Annotated in this window: 10 protein-coding genes; all 10 read left to right on the top strand. The window is 74.0% G+C overall.

What is annotated here, in order from left to right:
- Positions 1-73: 73 nt before the first annotated feature.
- The 10 genes from LTL01_RS06890 (at position 74) to LTL01_RS06935 (ending at position 16,798) form a co-directional block, all read left to right on the top strand.
- Positions 74-1,159, top strand: coding sequence for an ABC transporter (locus tag LTL01_RS06890; protein WP_236967951.1), 1,086 nt, complete (start codon positions 74-76; stop codon positions 1,157-1,159).
- Positions 1,160-1,197: 38 nt separating this feature from the next.
- A complete protein-coding gene (locus LTL01_RS06895) occupies positions 1,198-1,653 on the top strand; it encodes a DUF6121 family protein (protein WP_236967952.1) in 456 nt (151 codons plus the stop codon).
- Positions 1,654-1,711: 58 nt separating this feature from the next.
- Positions 1,712-2,365, top strand: coding sequence for a spermidine/putrescine ABC transporter substrate-binding protein (locus LTL01_RS06900; RefSeq protein ID WP_236968189.1), 654 nt, complete (start codon positions 1,712-1,714; stop codon positions 2,363-2,365).
- Between the two features lie 108 nt (positions 2,366-2,473).
- The gene (locus LTL01_RS06905) at positions 2,474-3,616 is read left to right on the top strand and encodes a serine/threonine-protein kinase (RefSeq protein ID WP_236967953.1); all 1,143 of its coding nucleotides are present in this window, start codon (positions 2,474-2,476) and stop codon (positions 3,614-3,616) included.
- A complete protein-coding gene (locus LTL01_RS06910; RefSeq protein ID WP_236967954.1) occupies positions 3,616-9,600 on the top strand; it encodes an Ig-like domain-containing protein in 5,985 nt (1,994 codons plus the stop codon). Before LTL01_RS06905 ends, LTL01_RS06910 begins: the two co-directional genes overlap by 1 nt.
- 56 nt (positions 9,601-9,656) lie before the next feature.
- Positions 9,657-10,622, top strand: a complete 966-nt coding sequence (locus LTL01_RS06915; RefSeq protein ID WP_236967955.1) for an AAA family ATPase — start codon at positions 9,657-9,659, stop codon at positions 10,620-10,622.
- The gene (locus LTL01_RS06920; protein ID WP_236967956.1) at positions 10,619-11,989 is read left to right on the top strand and encodes a DUF58 domain-containing protein; all 1,371 of its coding nucleotides are present in this window, start codon (positions 10,619-10,621) and stop codon (positions 11,987-11,989) included. The genes LTL01_RS06915 and LTL01_RS06920 overlap by 4 nt, the downstream gene beginning before the upstream one ends.
- The gene (locus LTL01_RS14845; protein ID WP_236967957.1) at positions 11,986-14,451 is read left to right on the top strand and encodes a transglutaminase TgpA family protein; all 2,466 of its coding nucleotides are present in this window, start codon (positions 11,986-11,988) and stop codon (positions 14,449-14,451) included. Before LTL01_RS06920 ends, LTL01_RS14845 begins: the two co-directional genes overlap by 4 nt.
- Positions 14,448-16,259 carry a DUF5684 domain-containing protein gene (locus tag LTL01_RS06930; protein WP_236967958.1) on the top strand — a complete coding sequence of 604 codons (1,812 nt, stop codon included), beginning with the start codon at positions 14,448-14,450 and terminating at the stop codon, positions 16,257-16,259. The genes LTL01_RS14845 and LTL01_RS06930 overlap by 4 nt, the downstream gene beginning before the upstream one ends.
- Positions 16,256-16,798, top strand: a complete 543-nt coding sequence (locus tag LTL01_RS06935; protein ID WP_236967959.1) for a hypothetical protein — start codon at positions 16,256-16,258, stop codon at positions 16,796-16,798. Before LTL01_RS06930 ends, LTL01_RS06935 begins: the two co-directional genes overlap by 4 nt.
- Positions 16,799-16,874 lie beyond the last annotated feature (76 nt).

Raw genomic sequence — 16,874 nt, forward strand, 5'->3', positions numbered from 1 at the left:
GCCTCCGCGGTCCCGGGGGTGCCAGAGGCTACCCTGCAGGAGCGGAACCGAACCCGCGTGAGGAGTGCTTTCGATGAGTGACCCCAAGTCGTCCTACGGCGAGCCGGTCGAGGAGCCGACCCCGGCCGACGGTGACGTCGTCGGTCGCGCCAACGAAGGCCTGGCCGAGGCCGAGGCCGCGGCATCCGCCCCGCCCGCCGTCCACCAGGATCCCGTCCACCACGATCCCGTCGTTTCCGAGGGGGCCGCCGACCCGGCGGACGCGCACATGGCGCACAGCCCCGCGTCGACGGATGCCGCACCCGCCGACTCTGCCCCCGCGGCCGAGCCCGACCCGTGGGATTCGCCGGAGGCCTCGTCGCTGTCGTACGACACGCCCGCCGCCGCACCGGCGGCGACGTCCTCCGCGTACGACGACACGACCGCCGCCGCGCCCGTCCACGACTCGTCCGCGGCGACCACCGCCTACGCCACGGACCCGGATCGGGACGCGCCGACGGTCACCGCGAGCGAGCCGGGCTCGGGCTACGGCGCCGCGGGTGCCGCCGCCGGCGTGGGTGCCGGCGCCGCCGCCACGACCGCCTTCGCGCCGCAGCCGATCTTCGTCCAGGCGCCGGAGGCTCCTCGCCCCCGGGGCAACCGCGCCGCCGCCGGGGCGATCGGCCTCCTCGCCGCGCTCGCCTTCGCCGTGCTGTACCTCGGCGCGTGGATCGGGTTCCGCGCGATCGCGGGCGAGGTCAGCGGAGAGAACATCGGCACCGAAGCGCTCGCGATGCTCGGCACGTGGTCCCTCTGGGTTCCCACCGTCGTCTTCTTCGTCGCCTTCTGGCTCCTCGGCGCGATCATCAACCGCGGTCGCTGGGGACAGTGGGTCATCTTCGGCCTGCTCGTGGGCGCCGCCGCCTACGCCGGCCACATCCTCGGCCAGCTCTTCCAGGCGCCGTTCTGGATGCTCACCGCCCGCGAGGGTGCGGCCCTTGCGGAGGAGCAGCTGCTCGCACCGGGTGCGATCGCGGCGTTCATCATCGGCCGCGAGCTGACGATCTGGTTCGGCGCGTGGGTCGCGGCGCGCGGCCGCCGTGTGACCGAGCTGAACGTCGAAGCGCAGCGGGAGTACGAGCGGACGCTCGAGGCAGGACCGCAGCTGGTCCGCGCGTGACCTCCGAACACGACCATGACCGGGGTCAGCCGGGGCCGATGAGCCCTCGGCTGGCCCTGGTTCTGTCGACGGCGACGTTCTTCGCCCTGGCGGTGTTCGCGCTCGGGATGACGAGCCTCCTCCTCGACGCGAGCGTGATCGCCGAGCCCGGGCTCGGCCAGATCCCCGGCATCCTCGCGATGGCGGGGATGACGCTCGCCTTCCTGCTCACCCTCCGCCCGGGGCTCGGTCGTCCCCAGCCGAGCTACGCCTCGGCGCTGTGGACGGCCCTGGCCTGCTTCCTCGCCTACCCCCTCGTGGCGGCGCTCGGCATCCTCATCGTCGGCGGCGAGCTCGGGGTCGCCACCGCGGTCGTCCTCCGTCACGTCACCGGAGCATTCGGGCTCGCGGTCGCGACATCCGCCCTGCTCGCGGCTGTGGCCGCCATCGCGATGGTGCGCACCCGCGGCGGACGTGCCCAGTGGCCGTGGGAGCGGGAGTCGGACGAGGAGTGAGAGCGCGCCGAAGCCCGGAATCCCGCGGATGACACGCCCGACGGGCTACCGTGGAACGGTGGAGCGCTCGCTCGAGACGCAGGTCAGCCAGGCCGTGGACGCCTGGTTGGCGTGGTTGCCGCGCTGGGAACCGGCCACGCACCGCGGACGCGTCGCCCCGTGCCGGCGCTGCTTCGGCTCGCCGGTGCTCTCAGCCGTGGGGCTCGGCGCCGATGTCCCGCACGGCGTGCAGCACGGACTCTCCACGCGCGTGAAGACGATCGTCGACCGCTCGGTCGCGGAATACACCGCTCAGAACCTGCCCATGCTGCAGGCCGAGCTCGACCAGCAGGCAGCCCGCAACCGCGCGCGCACCTACCTCCCCTCCGAAGGGCTCGAGCCCGAGTTCGAGGGATTGCCGTTGGACCCCGAGCCGCAGCCGGGCGCCCCGTTCCTCTTCACCATCGCGGGTCTCGCCGAGGAGGTGGATGCCGCGATCCCGGCCCTCCCGCCGCTTACGGACGAAGCGAAGGCGGCGCTGCGGCAGGAGGTGTCCCTCGCCGACGACTTCGCGAACATGGTCGGCCGGGAGGTGTGCACGATCCTCCTCCACCACCGCGTGCGCGTGCAGGCGGCGGTCACCCAGTACGTCGAGCCCCAGATCGCCGCGATGCTCGACGAGCTCACCCGCTCGCTCGATGCGCCGTTCGACCCGCGGGACCCACACGCGTGACGGGCCGGTCGCGGCGCGGACGTACCCGCGGGCGCGGTTTGTTAGCATGTCCGGGTTTCCCCGGCGAGTGCTTCCGCGCGCCGGCGGGCGTCCGAGCGAGGAGGTGACGTGTCCACACGCCTCCCGTCCGCGCCCCCGATCCTGCCCGGCCTGACGTACGTCCGCCCTCTCGGATCGGGTGGATTCGCCGACGTCTTCCTCTATGAGCAGGACATGCCGCGCCGCAATGTCGCGGTGAAGGTGATGCCGAGCGACGTGCGCGACCCGGAGCTTCGTCGCATGTTCAACGCCGAGGCGGATGTGCTCGCGCACCTGTCGGCGCACCCCGCGATCGTCACCGTCTACCAGGCGGGGATCTCCGCCGACGGTCGCCCGTACATCGTCATGGAGTACTGCCCCGGGTCGCTCGCCCAGCGCTATCGGCTCGAGCGGATCCCGGTCGAGGAGGTCCTCTCCACCGGGGTGCGGATGGCGGGTGCGCTGGAGTCCGCCCACCGTGCCGGCCTCGTGCACCGCGATGTGAAGCCCAGCAACATCCTCATCACGACCTTCGGGGCCCCTGTCCTCGCCGACTTCGGGATCTCGTCCTCGCTTCTGCGGCTGGAGGCCGAGGAGGTGCTGGCGATGTCGATCCCGTGGAGCGCGCCCGAGGTGATCGCCGAGCAGACCGCCGGGACGATCTCGAGCGAGGTGTGGAGCCTCGGCGCGACGGTGTACTCGCTGCTGGCGGGGCACAGCCCATTCGAGCGTCGCGAGCGCGGGCAGAACACCAAAGAGCAGCTGCGCCGCCGTATCGCCCGCGCGGCATACACCGACATCCCCCGGACGGATGTGCCGGCCTCGCTCCAGGTGGCGCTCGCGACGGCGATGGCGCGCGACCCCGGGAAGCGGTTCGACTCGGCCCGCGCGTTCGCGGAGGCGCTCCAGCGGGTGCAGGCCGAGCTCGGCCTGTCGATCACCCGCCTGGAGATCCCCGACGAGGAGTGGGCTCCCGCCGGGGCGCCGGTGGACTTCGCCGACTCCTCCCTCCGCGGCCCGGTGCGATCGCAGCTCGAGCGCGACGACCGCCGCAAGCGCCGGCCGGGCGCGGACGTCACCTCCCTCGCGCGTGACGAGGACACCGACATCTCCACCCCGGTTGCGCGAGGGCCGCGCGCGAGCACGACCGTGCCGTGGATCGCGGCGGGTCTGTCGTTCGTCGTCGCCGTCGGCGCGGTCATCGGGGCCCTGTGGGCCGTGGGGGTGTTCTGATGCGTCGCCGCACGATCGCCGCCCTCGCCGCGAGCGTCGCCGCCGGAGCCCTCGTCGTGGGGATCGCCGTGGTGTGGCCGGGCCTCGACGCGCAGGAGACCCCCGAGGCGTCGACGTCGGTGTGGGCGCTGCAGACCGGCGACGGTCGCCGCTACGCGCGCGTGAACACCGCGGTCGGCGAGCTCGACACCGTTCGGAGCATCAGCAATCCCGATGCGGTGGTCTCCTCTCCCGCCGGGGTCTACCTCTTCAGCGACTCCTTCAGCAAGATCACCCGCATCGACGAGGCCCTCCCCGCCGATCTCGACGAAGAGGCCCTCCGGGCCTCGGATTCCACGCCTCCCGGCACGATCGACGTCGCCGCATCCGGAAATCGGGTGGCGTACCTCACCGATTCCGGCACCGTCTACGTCGGCATTCTCGGCGGGGAGCAGCCTCGCGCGCTCGACCCGTTCCCCTCCACCGACGAGGATGCCGCGGCGTACACCGCCGACGCCGTCGCGATCGACGACCGCGGCGTGCTGTTCGCCTACTCCCGCGCGGATGCCTCGGTGCTCCGCTACGACATCGGCCGGAGCGAGGTGCGCGGGCGCGACGCCCTGGAGATCGACGAGATCGCCGCGCCGGCGGTCACCGCCGCCGGCGACACGTGGGCGGTGGTGGACGGCGAGTCCGGCCGCATGTGGCTCCGCGACGCCGAGGATGCGCCGCCGCTTCCCGCCACCGGGGCGATGACGGTCGCCGAGCCCTCGTCCACGGCGGAGGAGATCTACGTCGCCACCGAGACGGCGCTCGTGCGCGTCGCGCCGGACGGGTCGGGTGCCGACATCGCCTTCGGCACCGGGGCGACCGTCCTCGGCATCCCGGCTCGGCCCATCCAGCGCGACGGCGAGGTGTACGCCGCGTGGCTGCCCGAGGGGACGGGCACAGGCATCCTCTGGGGATCGGATGCGGAGCCCCGCACGCTCGACTACGGCGGCGAGTCGCTGGGCGATGAGCGCCGGCCGGTGTTCGTTGACGGCGGGGGATCGATCATCCTGAACGAGACGCGCTCGGGGTGGGCGTGGACCGTGCCCGACGGGCAGCTCGTGCCGTCGAGTCAGAACTGGTCGCTCGACGATCGTGTGGATCCGGATGCCGTTCCCGCCGAGGAGCAGCTGCCGGTGCAGCTGGACCCGAAGCCGCCGGTCGCCGAACCCGACGCATTCGGCGTGCGGGCGGGGAGCCTGTCGACCCTCCCGGTGCTGATGAACGACCACGATCCGAACGAGGACGTCCTCAGCATCGATCCGACCTCCGTCACGGGCCTCGACCCCGGCTTCGGCACCGTCACCGTCACGGACGACGCGCAGCGTCTCGCCGTCCGCACCGAGCCGGGCGCGACCGGCTCGGCCACCTTCAGCTACCGCGTGACCGACGGCACCACCGCGGACGGCCTCGCCTCCGAGCCGACGACGGTCACGCTCACCGTTGTGGGCGAGGATGCGGATTCGGCCCCCGTCTGGTGCGGGGTGGAGCGGTGCCTCGTCGAGTGGCCGGCGCCGGAGGTCGCGCGCGGCGGCACTGTGACCGTTCCGATCCTCCCCGGCTGGGTCGACCCCGAGTCCGACCCGCTGCTCCTCCTCTCCGTCGTCAACCGGTCGGGCATCGGCAGCGTCGCCGCGACGCCGTCGGGCGACGTCGTCTATCAGCACTCCGACGACGGCGCGGGCGGGGAGCAGCTCATCGACCTCGCCGTGACCGTGTCGGACACCGCCGGCAACACCACCGAGCGTCAGCTCGTCGTCCGCGTCTCGCCCCAGCCGCGCCTGGCCGTGGAGTCCTTCGCGGTCCGCGACGTCGTCGGCGGCGCGATCAACGTCGACGTCGCCCCGCACGTCTCCGGGACGACGGGGTCGCTGTCGCTGGAGTCCGTGCGCGTCCTCGACGACGCCGCGGCGACGGCGACGGTGACGGGCGGGACGACCGGCTTCGACTTCACCGCGCGCGAGCCCGGCACGTACCGCGTCGACTTCACCGTCACCGACGGCTCCACCGAGGCCACCGGCACGACCCGCATCACGCTTCTGCCCGCCGACGCGCCGGCGGAGCTGGCGACCTCCCCGGTCGTGGCCTTCGTCCACCCGCAGGAGGATGCGACCCTCGACATCTTCGCCGCGGTCTCCAACCCGACGCGCCGCGTGCTCCTCCTCAGCGACGTCACCACCGCCGCCGACCCGGGCGCGGTGCTCTCGGTCGACGCGGTCGGCCAGAACCAGCTGCGGGTCTCCGGCTCGACCGCGTCGGGCGAGCCGGGCCGGCTCGGCACGGTCCGCTACGTCGTCAGCGACGGCACCGAGGACCAGGGGGCGAGCGTCGAGGGCGAGGCGACGGTCTACCTCCTCCCACCGGCTCCCGAGCTCGCCCCGATCGCGGTCGACGACCGCGTCGTCGTGCGGGCCGGGGCGCAGATCGACATCCCTGCCCTCGCCAACGACGTCGCCCCGGCGGGTGGGCGCCCGACGCTGAACCCGGCATCCGTCGTCTCTTCGTCGCCCGACGCGCTCGCCTTCGCGTCGTCCGATGTCGTGCGCTACCTCGCGCCGCAGGAGCCGGGCGACTACACGATCACCTATTCGGTCTACACGACCGGCGCCCCCTCCCTCGCCGACGACGCCACGGTGCGCGTGCGCGTCCTCGACGAGGAGGCGAACCGCCCGCCCGTGGCCGACACCATCGAGGGCCGGGTCCTCAGCGGCCAGACGACCCGCATCGACTTCGACGGCTTCGGCGTCGACCCCGACGGCGACGGCGTGACCCTCGACCGGATCCTCGAGCAGCCCGAGCGCGGCGCGGCGACGATCGCCGCCGACGGCGCGGGCATCGTCTACACCAGCGTCCCCGGCGATCGCGGCCAGGTCACCTTCCGCTATCGCGTCGTGGACGCCTTCGGGGCCACGGGCGAGGGGACGGTGCGCGTCGGCGTCCTCGACGGACAGACCAACCCCAGCCCGATCACCTACACCGACTACGTGCAGGTCCAGGCGGGCGAGGGCAACAGCATCCGCGTCTCCCCGCTCGCGAACGACGTCGATCCGACCCTCGGCTCGCTGACCCTCACCGACGTGCGGCCGGATCTCCCCGAGACGGATGCCGACGGCGCGGTCACCGCCGAGTACACGCGGCTGGCCGAGCGCATCCTCTCCCGCGACGACACGTCGCTGGAGATCGAGGCGGGGACCGAGCCGGCGACGATGTCGTTCCTCTACGACCTCGAGTCGAGCTCGGGCAACACCGCGCGCGGACGGATCGTGGTGCGGGTGGTGCGCGAGAGCGTGCCGGACTACCCGATCGTGTCCGACACCGTCCTCACGGCCGAGACGCGCGAGGACTTCGTCGAGGGCGTGGACGTCCTCGACGGGAAGGCGACCTGGGCGTCGGGCGACGTCGGCGACCTCGACGTGGCCCTGTGGGGCGACATCGACGACGTCGACGTGGCCGGCACGCGCCTGCGCGGCGAACTGCCCGAGCGCACCCGCCTGATCCCGTTCCGCGTCTCGGGGGAGGGGGCGTCCGGCGAGATCGAGACCTACGCGTTCCTCCGCGTCCCGGGCGACGCCGATCTGACCCTGGCCCTGCGCGCCGGCGCCGTCCCGCCCGAGGTGAACGAGCTCGAGTCGGTCGTCTTCGACATGGCCGACCTCGTCGCCCGCCCCCGCGGCAGCACGGTCGAGATCGGGCCCGACATCCGAGCGTCCGGCGCCCGCGGAGAGGCGGTCTGCTCGCTCGACGGCGGCACCCGCATCCGCTACGACGCCGGGGCGGGCGCCCCGTGGTCGGATTCGTGCCGTGTGCCGGTGCGGCTCGCCGGGACCGAGGACTTCTCCTACCTCTCCGTGCCGATCATCGTGGTCGCGCTCGACCCGCAGCCGGAGCTGCGCGCCGGGTCGCTCACGGTCGGCCCGGGCGAGACGGCGACCTTCGACCTGCGGACCCTCACCACGTGGCAGCTCCGCGAGGACTGGGACGGCATCCAGTACGCCCTCGACTACGGCGGGGTGTCGTTCGACGTCTCGCTCGCGGGGAGCACCGTCACCGTCACCGGCAAGGACGACGCCGTGCCCGGTCGCGACGAAGCGGCCGTCGTCACCGTGCCGAGCCACGCCGAGACCGCGCCCGGTCGACTCATCCTCCGCGTCGGGGCGGCGCCCTCGACCCTGCCGCGCGGCGGATCGGTCGCCCAGCAGTGCTCGCAGGCCGCCGGCTCGTCGTGCAGCATCTCGGTCGTGGGGGCCTCGGGCGAGGTCAACCCGCTGCCGCGGACGCCGCTCGAGCTCACCGGCGTCCGGCCGACGGGCGAGTGCATCGGTGTGAGCTTCTCGGTCGCCTCCGCCACGACGGTGACGGCCTCGTGGAGTGCGGATGCCCCGGGCGCCACGTGCTCGGCGGCCTTCACCGTGCGTGACGCCCAGGGTCGCGCCACGGCCGGCGACCGCGAGGGTCGTCTGCTGCTGGACCTGCAGGGCTACCCCAAGGCGCCCGCGAGCATCGGACAGGTCGGCTTCGAGAACGGCTCGGTCACTCTCCGCATCGACCCCGGCGCCGCGCGGTCGGCCTACCCGGGGCTCAGTGGCTTCGTCGTCCGCAGCGGGGGCGCGGTCGTCGCCCAGTGCTCCAGCGACGGCGTCTGCCCCTCGATCCCCGCACCGAACGGCGAGCAGCGCCAGTACGACGCCGTCGCGGTCAACGCGGTCGGCGAATCGCGCTCGGGCGTGCGCACCACCGCGTGGGCGTACGCCGCCCCCAACACCCCCGGTCAGGTCCAGGTCGCCCCGGTGCAGACCCGCGACGGCTCGGGGAACATCGTCTCGCTCGTCATCGACGGCGTCGACCCCAACGAGACCGGCTATCTCGAGATCACGAGCCCCGCCGGCGAGACCCAGCGCCTGAGCGTCCGCCGCGGCCAGACTCGCGTCGAGGTCGGCAGCTACCGCATCGGCACGAACACGACCTCTCCGATCACCATCACGCCGTTCTCGCGCTTCGACCTCCCTCCCGGGCTCGGCGGCAGCCCGTCGGGCGGGTCGATCACGGTCTCCGGAAACGGCGTCGGGGCCCCGCGGGATGCCCAGCTGGTGCTGGACTCGGTCTCCAACGGCGACGGGACCTCGACCGTCACTGCGCGGGCGACCGCGCGCCTGAACGGGGACGGGTCATCGCTCCGCTACGGCGTCGTGCGCGAGGGCGACCGCTGCCAGACCGGACCCGACGGCGCCACCGCCTCGTTCCCCGGCCTCCCCGACGGTGAGGAGTACCGCTTCGTCGCATGCGTGGAGTCGGTGTTCGACGACCGGGTGTTCGGCCGCACCGAGGCGACGGCATCCGTTCGCGCGCAGCAGTCCGGCCGCGCGCCCCGCGGCTACACCTTCGCCGTCGATCCGGCCCCGAACGTCACCGGCCAGCGGGCGGAGTGGCTGATCCGCGCCGAGCCGACCTCGGACGAGCGCGTGCCCAACCGCAACCGCGTCGAGTTCGGCGGCTACCCGAGCACACGCTTCGGCGCCGACCCCGAGATTGCCGTGCGCTACGTCCACGAGTTCTGGGGCACGGCGAGCGACTGGGCGCGGGTCACCCCGCGCTCCGGCAGCGCGCCCTACCAGGTGCAGGCGACGTGGGGCATCTCCTCGTGCGTCGGCGGCGGCGAGCTCGGACGCACGTGGGACTCCTCGAACGCGCCCGGTGGCGGTCGCGCGGCGGTCACCTTCAGCAACGCCGACCTCCGCTTCTACGATGCTTCCGGTGCGAGGCTCGAGCGCACGGCCGACAGCTGGACCGTCCCGTATGCCGCCACGCGCATGGAGACGACGGTGACGGTCGACTGGAGCGCCCAGGGCTGGGGGCTTCAGAACGCCACCGGCACGGTGACGGCGGACTGCACCCCGACCGAGGCGCCGCCGCCCCCACCTCCGGCCGAGCCCGAGCCCGAGCCCGCGCCGAACCCCTGAGCGGCATCCGCCCTCCCGACCGCCCCGACGACCGACACGACGCAGGACGAGGAAACATGACGATCACGCAGGAGCAGGCGAACTGGTTCGCGCAGACCTTCTCTCAGCTCGCCGACAACGTCGAGCGGGCGGTGCTGGGGAAGCGCCACGTCGTGGAGCTCGTGCTCACCGCGATGCTGAGCGACGGCCACGTGCTGCTCGAGGACGTCCCCGGGACGGGGAAGACCTCGCTCGCGCGGGCCATGGGGCAGTCGGTGCAGGGCACCAACACCCGCATCCAGTTCACCCCCGACCTCCTCCCCGGCGACATCACCGGCATCAGCGTCTACGACCAGAAGCAGGGCGTGTTCGAGTTCCACGCCGGGCCTGTCTTCGCCAACATCGTCCTCGCGGACGAGATCAACCGCGCGAGCCCGAAGACCCAGTCGGCGCTGCTCGAGGTCATGGAGGAGGGCCGCGTCACGATCGACGGCGTCACGCGCCCGGTGGGCGAGCCGTTCCTCGTCCTCGCCACGCAGAACCCCGTCGAGCAGGCGGGAACCTATCGGCTCCCCGAGGCGCAGCTGGACCGCTTCATGATGCGCACCTCCCTCGGCTACCCCGACCACGCTGCCACCGTCCGGATCCTCGACGGGGCGGCGATCGACACCGCCGAGCTCACCCCGATCGTCACCCCCCAGGTGCTCGCGGGGATGGCCGACCTCGCCGCCGAGGTCTACGTCGACGCGCTGGTGCTGGACTACATCGCCCGTCTCGTGGACGCCACGCGCGCCGCCGACGAGGTGCGCCTGGGCGTCAGCATCCGCGGCGCGCTCGCCCTCACCCGCGCCGTCCGGACGCGTGCCGCGTCGCAGGGGCGCACCTACGCCACCCCCGACGACGTCAAGGCGCTCGCCGTCGCGGTGCTCTCGCACCGCCTCATCCTCCAGGCCGAGGCCGAGTTCGACGGCGTCACGCAGGAGGCCGTCATCGGCCAGGTGCTGCTGGATGTCGCACCGCCCCGCCGCCGAGAGGCCGTATGAGTCTCACCGAGTCCCGCCTCACCCGCACCTCGGCCGCCACCGGCACCACCGGTCGCGGCGAGCTGACCGCCACCTCCGCGGTCAGCGGGCGCGATCGCGCGCTCCTGCGCGCGGCGGTGTGGGCAGCGGCGGCGTGGCGGACGACCGTCCGCGCGCTCCGCCGCGCCGCGGCGTGGCTCGGACGCACCGTCCGCCCCGCCGGTGCGCTCATGCTCGTCGCCGCGACCGCGGGCCTGGTGCTCGGCATCCGCTTCGGGTACGTCGAGTGGATGATCGCCGGCGTCGCCGCCCTCGTGCTGCTGATCGTGGCGATCCCCTTCCTCTTCGGTGCCCGTTCCTACGCGGTCGACCTCGACCTCGCGCACGAGCGGGTCGTCGCCGGGACCGGGGTGGCCGGCCGGGTCGTGGTGCGCAACGTCGCTCCCCGCGCCGCCCTCCCCGGGCGCATCGACGTCCCCATCGGGCAGGGCCTGGTCGAAGTCGGGGTGCCCTTCCTCCGCCCCGGGAACGAGGTCGCCCAGGAGCTGTCGCTCCCCGGCCTCCGCCGCGGCGTCGTCACCGTCGGACCCGCCACCACGGTGCGGGCCGACCCCCTCGCCCTCCTCCGCCGCGAGCACGCGTTCGAGGACGTCCACGAGATCTACGTCCACCCCCGCACCGTCGCCCTCCCCTCCACCAGCGCGGGCCTCATCCGCGATCTCGAGGGGAGCCCCACGCGGCGCCTCGTCGACGCGGACATGTCCTTCCACGCGATCCGCGAGTACGCCCCCGGCGACTCGCGCCGTCACATCCACTGGGCCTCCACGGCCAAGACCGGCCGCCTCATGGTGCGTCAGTACGAGGAGTCGCGCCGCTCCCGCATGGCGGTCATCCTCTCCGCCGCGCGCGGCGAGTACGCCGACGCCGACGAGTACGAACTCGCCGTTTCGTGCGCCGCATCGCTCGGACTCCGTGCGATCCGGGATGCGCGCGACGTCGCGGTGGTGACCGGATCCGAGATCCCCCGGGTCGTCCGCGGGCGCCTCCGCGCGATCCGCCGCGTGCCGGCAGCCGCTCCCCGACCGATGCTCGACGGCTTCAGCGGCGTGGAGATGCTCGAGAGCACGATGGCCCTCGGCGACGTTTGCCGCCTCACCGCCGAGAGCGAGGAGCGCCTGTCCGTCGCCGTGCTCGTGACAGGTTCGACAGTGCCGCTCGCTGCGCTGCAGAAGGCGGCGCTGGCGTTCCCGGTCGACACCGCGGTGGTCGCGGTCGTCTGCGACGAGCGCGCACACCCGCGCATGCGGGCGCTGACGGGGATGACGGTCCTCACCGTCGGAACGCTCGACGACCTCTCGGGCCTGCTGCTGCGCGGAGCGACCTCGTGAGCCGTCGCGCGACCGCGCGCGCCGCCGTCGTGGCCGGCTCCGTCTTCTCAGCAGCGATCGTCGTGCTCGCCGCCGTCGCCGCGTGGCCCATCTACGCCGGTTCCGCCTTCGTGATCCTCGTGGCCGTCTGCGCGCTGGTGGCCGCCGGCATCGCGATCGGAACCGCGCTGCTGCGGTGGCGCTTCGCCGCGACGGCCGCCGTCACGGCCGGTGCCCTCCTCGTCCTCGGTGTACCGCTCGCCGTCCCGGGACGCCTCGGCGGTCCCGCCGACCTCCTCCGGGGTCTCGGCGAGCTCGGGACCGGTCTCGTCCTGGCGTGGAAGGACCTCCTCACCGTCGACCTCCCCGTCGGCGACTACCGGAACCTGCTGGTTCCGGCGCTGGTCGTCTTCCTCGTCGGCACCGTCGCGCTCCTCCGCCTGTCGTGGCGGGAGGGGCGCGTGGCCCTCCTCGCCGTGCCCCTCGGTCTCGTCATGCTCGGGTTCGGGCTGTTCTTCGGGCGGACCGTCGTGAGTGCGCCCCTGGCCCTCGGCCCGATCACCCTGGGTGCTCCCCGGGAGAGTGCACTGGGACTCGCCGGTCTTTTCGTGTGCTTCGCCTGGCTCGCGTGGCGCACGCACCACGAGCGGGTGCGGGCCCTCGCCCGCGCCGCCGAATCCGGCGAGGTGCAGGTCGGGCGTCGCGCCCGCGGATCGGACCGTCGCCGCACGGCCCTCGGCGCGGCGATGCTCGCGGGAGCGGTCGTCATCGCGGGTGCCGTCGTGCCGATGACCGCGGCGGGTTCCGAACGGCAGACCCTCCGCTGGGCGGTCGGCCCCGAGATCTCCCTCACCGCGGCGACCAGCCCCCTCGCGGAGTACCGGGCCCTCTTCACCGACGAGCGCATCGACGACGTCCTCTTCACCGTCGAGGCGGGCGGCGCCGCGCCCGAACGCGTGCGCCTCGCCGTCCTCGACAGCTACGACGGCGAAGTCTTCCGCACCGGTTCCGGTGCCCCGTCGCGCTTCGTCCGCGTGCCCGCGGTGCGCCCCGCGGGGGAGGGGGCCGAGGTCGAGGCGACGATCGTCGTCGGCGACCTCCCCGGGATCTGGATGCCGTCGGCCGGCCGGCTGGTCGAGGCCGAGTTCCAGGGCCCGCGCGCGGTGGCGCTCGCCGATCGGTTCTACTACAGCTCGGGCGCGGATGCGGCCGTGCAGACCGTCGAGGGCGGCTGGCAGGACGGCGACCGCTATCGCCTGCGTGCCGTCGAACCCACCCCGCTGGAAGTCAGCGCGGCGGTCGCGCCCGGCACGGCATCCGCTGCCGTCGAGGCGCCGGAGAGCCTCCGCACCTGGGTCGAGCGGCATCGCGTCGGCGAAGACGGGGCGGCCCTGGAACAGCTCGTGACGCTCCTCCGCGAGCGCGGCTACCTCAGCCACGCCCTCACGGTGGGCGAGGAGCAGCCCGCCTGGGCTGCGGAGCTCGGGGACTACCGCTTCCAGCCCAGCACGTCGGGACACTCGCTCGCCCGCGTGGATCAGATGTTCACCCGCCTGCTCGAGCGCGAGGACGATCCTCGGGCTCAGGCGTCGGGCAACTACGTCGCCGCCGTCGGCGACGACGAGCAGTTCGCCGTCGCCGCCGCCCTCATCGCCCAGGAGCTCGGCTTCCCGTCGCGGGTCGTGGTGGGGACGCGCCTCAGCGCCCCCGCAGGACTCAGCGCGTGCGAGGACGGGGTCTGCCGCGCGGGCGACCTCGCGGCGTGGGTGGAGGTGCAGGATGCCGGCGGCGCATGGGTGGCGCTGGACGCCAGCCCCCAGTACGCGCAGTCGCCGAGCCTCGACGTCACCGAGCAGCGCGACCCGGAGGTCGTCACCGACGTGCTCCCCGACGCCGTCGAAGACGTCGTCCCGCCCGACCCGGTGCAGGAGGACTCCGCCTCCGAGGATCGCGACGAGGAGGAGACCGGCACCGATCTGTCGTGGCTGTGGCCTGTGCTCCGCGTCGCGGGACTGATCCTCCTCGCCCTCCTCCTGCTCCTCGGGCCCTTCGCCCTCGTCCTCGGCGCCAAGGCCGCGCGTCGTCGCGCGCGGCGCCGCGCCGCCGACGGGGCGGCGCGCATCGCCGGAGGCTGGGAGGAGTACGTCGACGCAGCCGTCGATGCGGGCCGCTCGGCGCCCGGCATCCTGACCCGCTCCGAGCTCGCGTCCCGCTGGGGAACGCCGCACGGGGACGAGCTCGCGGTCGCGGCCGATCGCGCCGCGTTCTCCGGCGGCGAGCCGACACCGGCCGAGACCACCCGGTACTGGGAGACCGTCGACGAAGAACGCCGACACCTGATGCGCGAGGGCGGCGTCTGGCGCAGGATCGTGCGGACCGTATCGTTGAGGTCATTCGTGCGTCAGGTGTCACCCGATGCGGGTGCACGAGATTCCGAGAGGGGGAGACGCCGGGACCCGATACCCGCGCGTCAGGCATCATGAACGCCACCGCAGACTCCACCGCCGTCGTCTTCGGCATGATCACCCTCGTCGTGGGCGTCGCCGTCTACGTCTGGACCGCCCTCGCCCTCGCGGCCGTGTTCCGCAAGACCGGACGCCCCGGCTGGCAGGCCTGGGTGCCGATCCTCAACCAGGTCGTGCTGCTGCGCCTGGCGGGGATGTCGGGCTGGCTGCTGCTGCTGTGGCTGCTGTTCCCGGTCGGCCCGATCTTCGTCTGGGTGGCGATCATCGTCGCCTGCTACCGCATCGGGATCGACTTCGGTCTTCCCGCGGGGATCACCGTCCTCGCGGCGTTCCTCTTCCCCGTGTGGGCCTCGGTCGTCGGCTTCGGCTCAGCACGCTGGCTCGGCGCCGCCGAGCACGCCGCGCCGGCGGGGCCGCGGCGTACCCCGCGCCCCGAGGAGCGCCCGCTCTTCCCCGCTCCGGATGGCGCCTCCCGCGGCGTCGACGCGGATGCGTCCGCTCCGCTCCCCGAGGTCGAGCCGTGGCCGTTCCCGGCTCCGCACCGCGCGGATCGGGAGGACGCGGTGGACGGGGCGACCGAGGTCGGACGCCCCGCGGCCGCGGCGTGGTGGCAGCCCGTGACCACCCCGGAACCGGAGGCGCAGGTCGCGCCGGAACCCGAGCCGGCGCCGGAACCCGAGCCGTCCGTCGAGCCCGAGCCCGATCCGGAGCCGTTCGTGGAGCCGGAGCCGTTCGTGGAGCCGGAGCCGGAGCCGGAACCGGTCGTCGAACCGGAGCTCGAGCCGGAACCGGTCGTCGACGTGGCGCCCGATCCCGTCGAGTCGGCTGCGCCGACCGCGGCGATCCCGGTCTCACGGACCCGCGTGGAGGAGCCGGTCGATCCGGCGGCGGCGGATCCCCTCATCGCCTGGCTGACCGGTCCCGTCGAACCGCTGCCGGCGACGTTCGCGCCGCCGGCACGGCCTGAGCGGGCGCCGGAGCCGGAGCCTGCCCGCGCGTCCGCCCCCGCTCCGGAGCCCGAGCCGGAGCCCGCCCCGGCGCCCGAGCCCGAGCCCGAGCCCGACCCGGAGTTCGAGCCGGAGCCCGCTCCCGAGCCGGAGCCGGTCTCCCGCAAGCCCTGGGAGGGGTTCGCGATCTCGGCGAACGACGAGTTCACCGGCGAGGTCACGGGGGCCGTCACCGACGCCCCGGCCCCCGTCTCCGCCGGCGCCGCGCCGGGCGCCCCCGTCCCCCCGCTCACCTCCCCGCCGGTGACGCGCCTGCCTGCCGCCTCGGACGGCGGGTCGGACGACGGCTCCGACGAGCCGTGGGCACCGCGGCGGTCGCGTCTGCCGGCATCCGACTCCTTCCCGGAGCTGTCGGGCGAGGTCTCCGCCATCGTCGGCGCCCCCGACGCCGGCGCGCCGCGGTCGGCGCGCACCTCGGTCTCCGCGCTGCACGTGCGCCCCGAGATCCCCGACGAGCCCGCCGACGAGACGATCATCGCCCGACGCCGCCGCACGCAGTGGTCCCTCGTGCCCCCGCGCGGGACGCCGGTGACGATCGCGTCCGACACCGTGCTGCTCGGTCGGCGCCCGGCTCCGGATGCTGCGTACCCGCGCGCCCAGCTGATCGCGATCGACGACGGCACCGTCTCCAAGACCCACGCCCGCCTGGTGCTCCGCCAGGACCGCTGGTACATCACCGATCTCGGCTCGACGAACGGCGTCGTCTTCGCCACTCTCATGGGCACCGAGGTCGAGGCGACCCCCGGCGAGGAGATCGAGGCGGGTGATCGCTTCCTCCTCGGCGACGCCGAGATCCGGCTCGTGCGGAGCGACGCGTGAGCGATCTACCCGAGGAGCGGACGGCGCCCGGCCGCCGGACCTCGACCGCGGCGGACATCGAGGCCACGGAGATCGCCGCCCGCCGCGCGCGCGAGGTCCCGCTCCCGGACGTCGAAGAGCAGACCGAGGTAGCGTCCCGCCGCGGCTCCGCGGCTCTTCCCGCGGAGCCGCCCGCGGAGGACACGCGGATCGCGGCCCGCCGGGCCGGCGCACCCGCATCCGCCCCGGTGTCGGAGGAGACCGCGCTGTCGACGCGTCGGGTCCTCGATCCCGCGCCCGCCGCGCCGCCGCCGTCGCGCGGTTCGACGCCGTCGCCGAACGCCCCCGCCGAGATCTATCGCGCGCGTCCCGTGCGCACGGCCTTCGCCGAGCGCACGGCTCCCGAGCGGCATCCGCTCCAACCCGTCGTCGACACCGCGGCGTCGGAGCAGCGCCGACGTCGTCGCGCCCGCCGCCGCCTGGCCGTCGGGATCGCGATCGCGGTGGCCGTCGTCGTCGCGGCCGGGGCCGCTGCGGTCGTCTTGCTGACCCTCCGCTGAGTACTTGCCGCCCGCGTTTGCCCGCCCCGCCCCCGACGCGTATCATTGAGCGGGTGTGCGCGCTGCGCGCCGTCCG

It is taken from the genome of Microbacterium aurantiacum (genome assembly GCF_021654035.1).
Classification (GTDB): Bacteria; Actinomycetota; Actinomycetes; order Actinomycetales; family Microbacteriaceae; genus Microbacterium; species Microbacterium aurantiacum.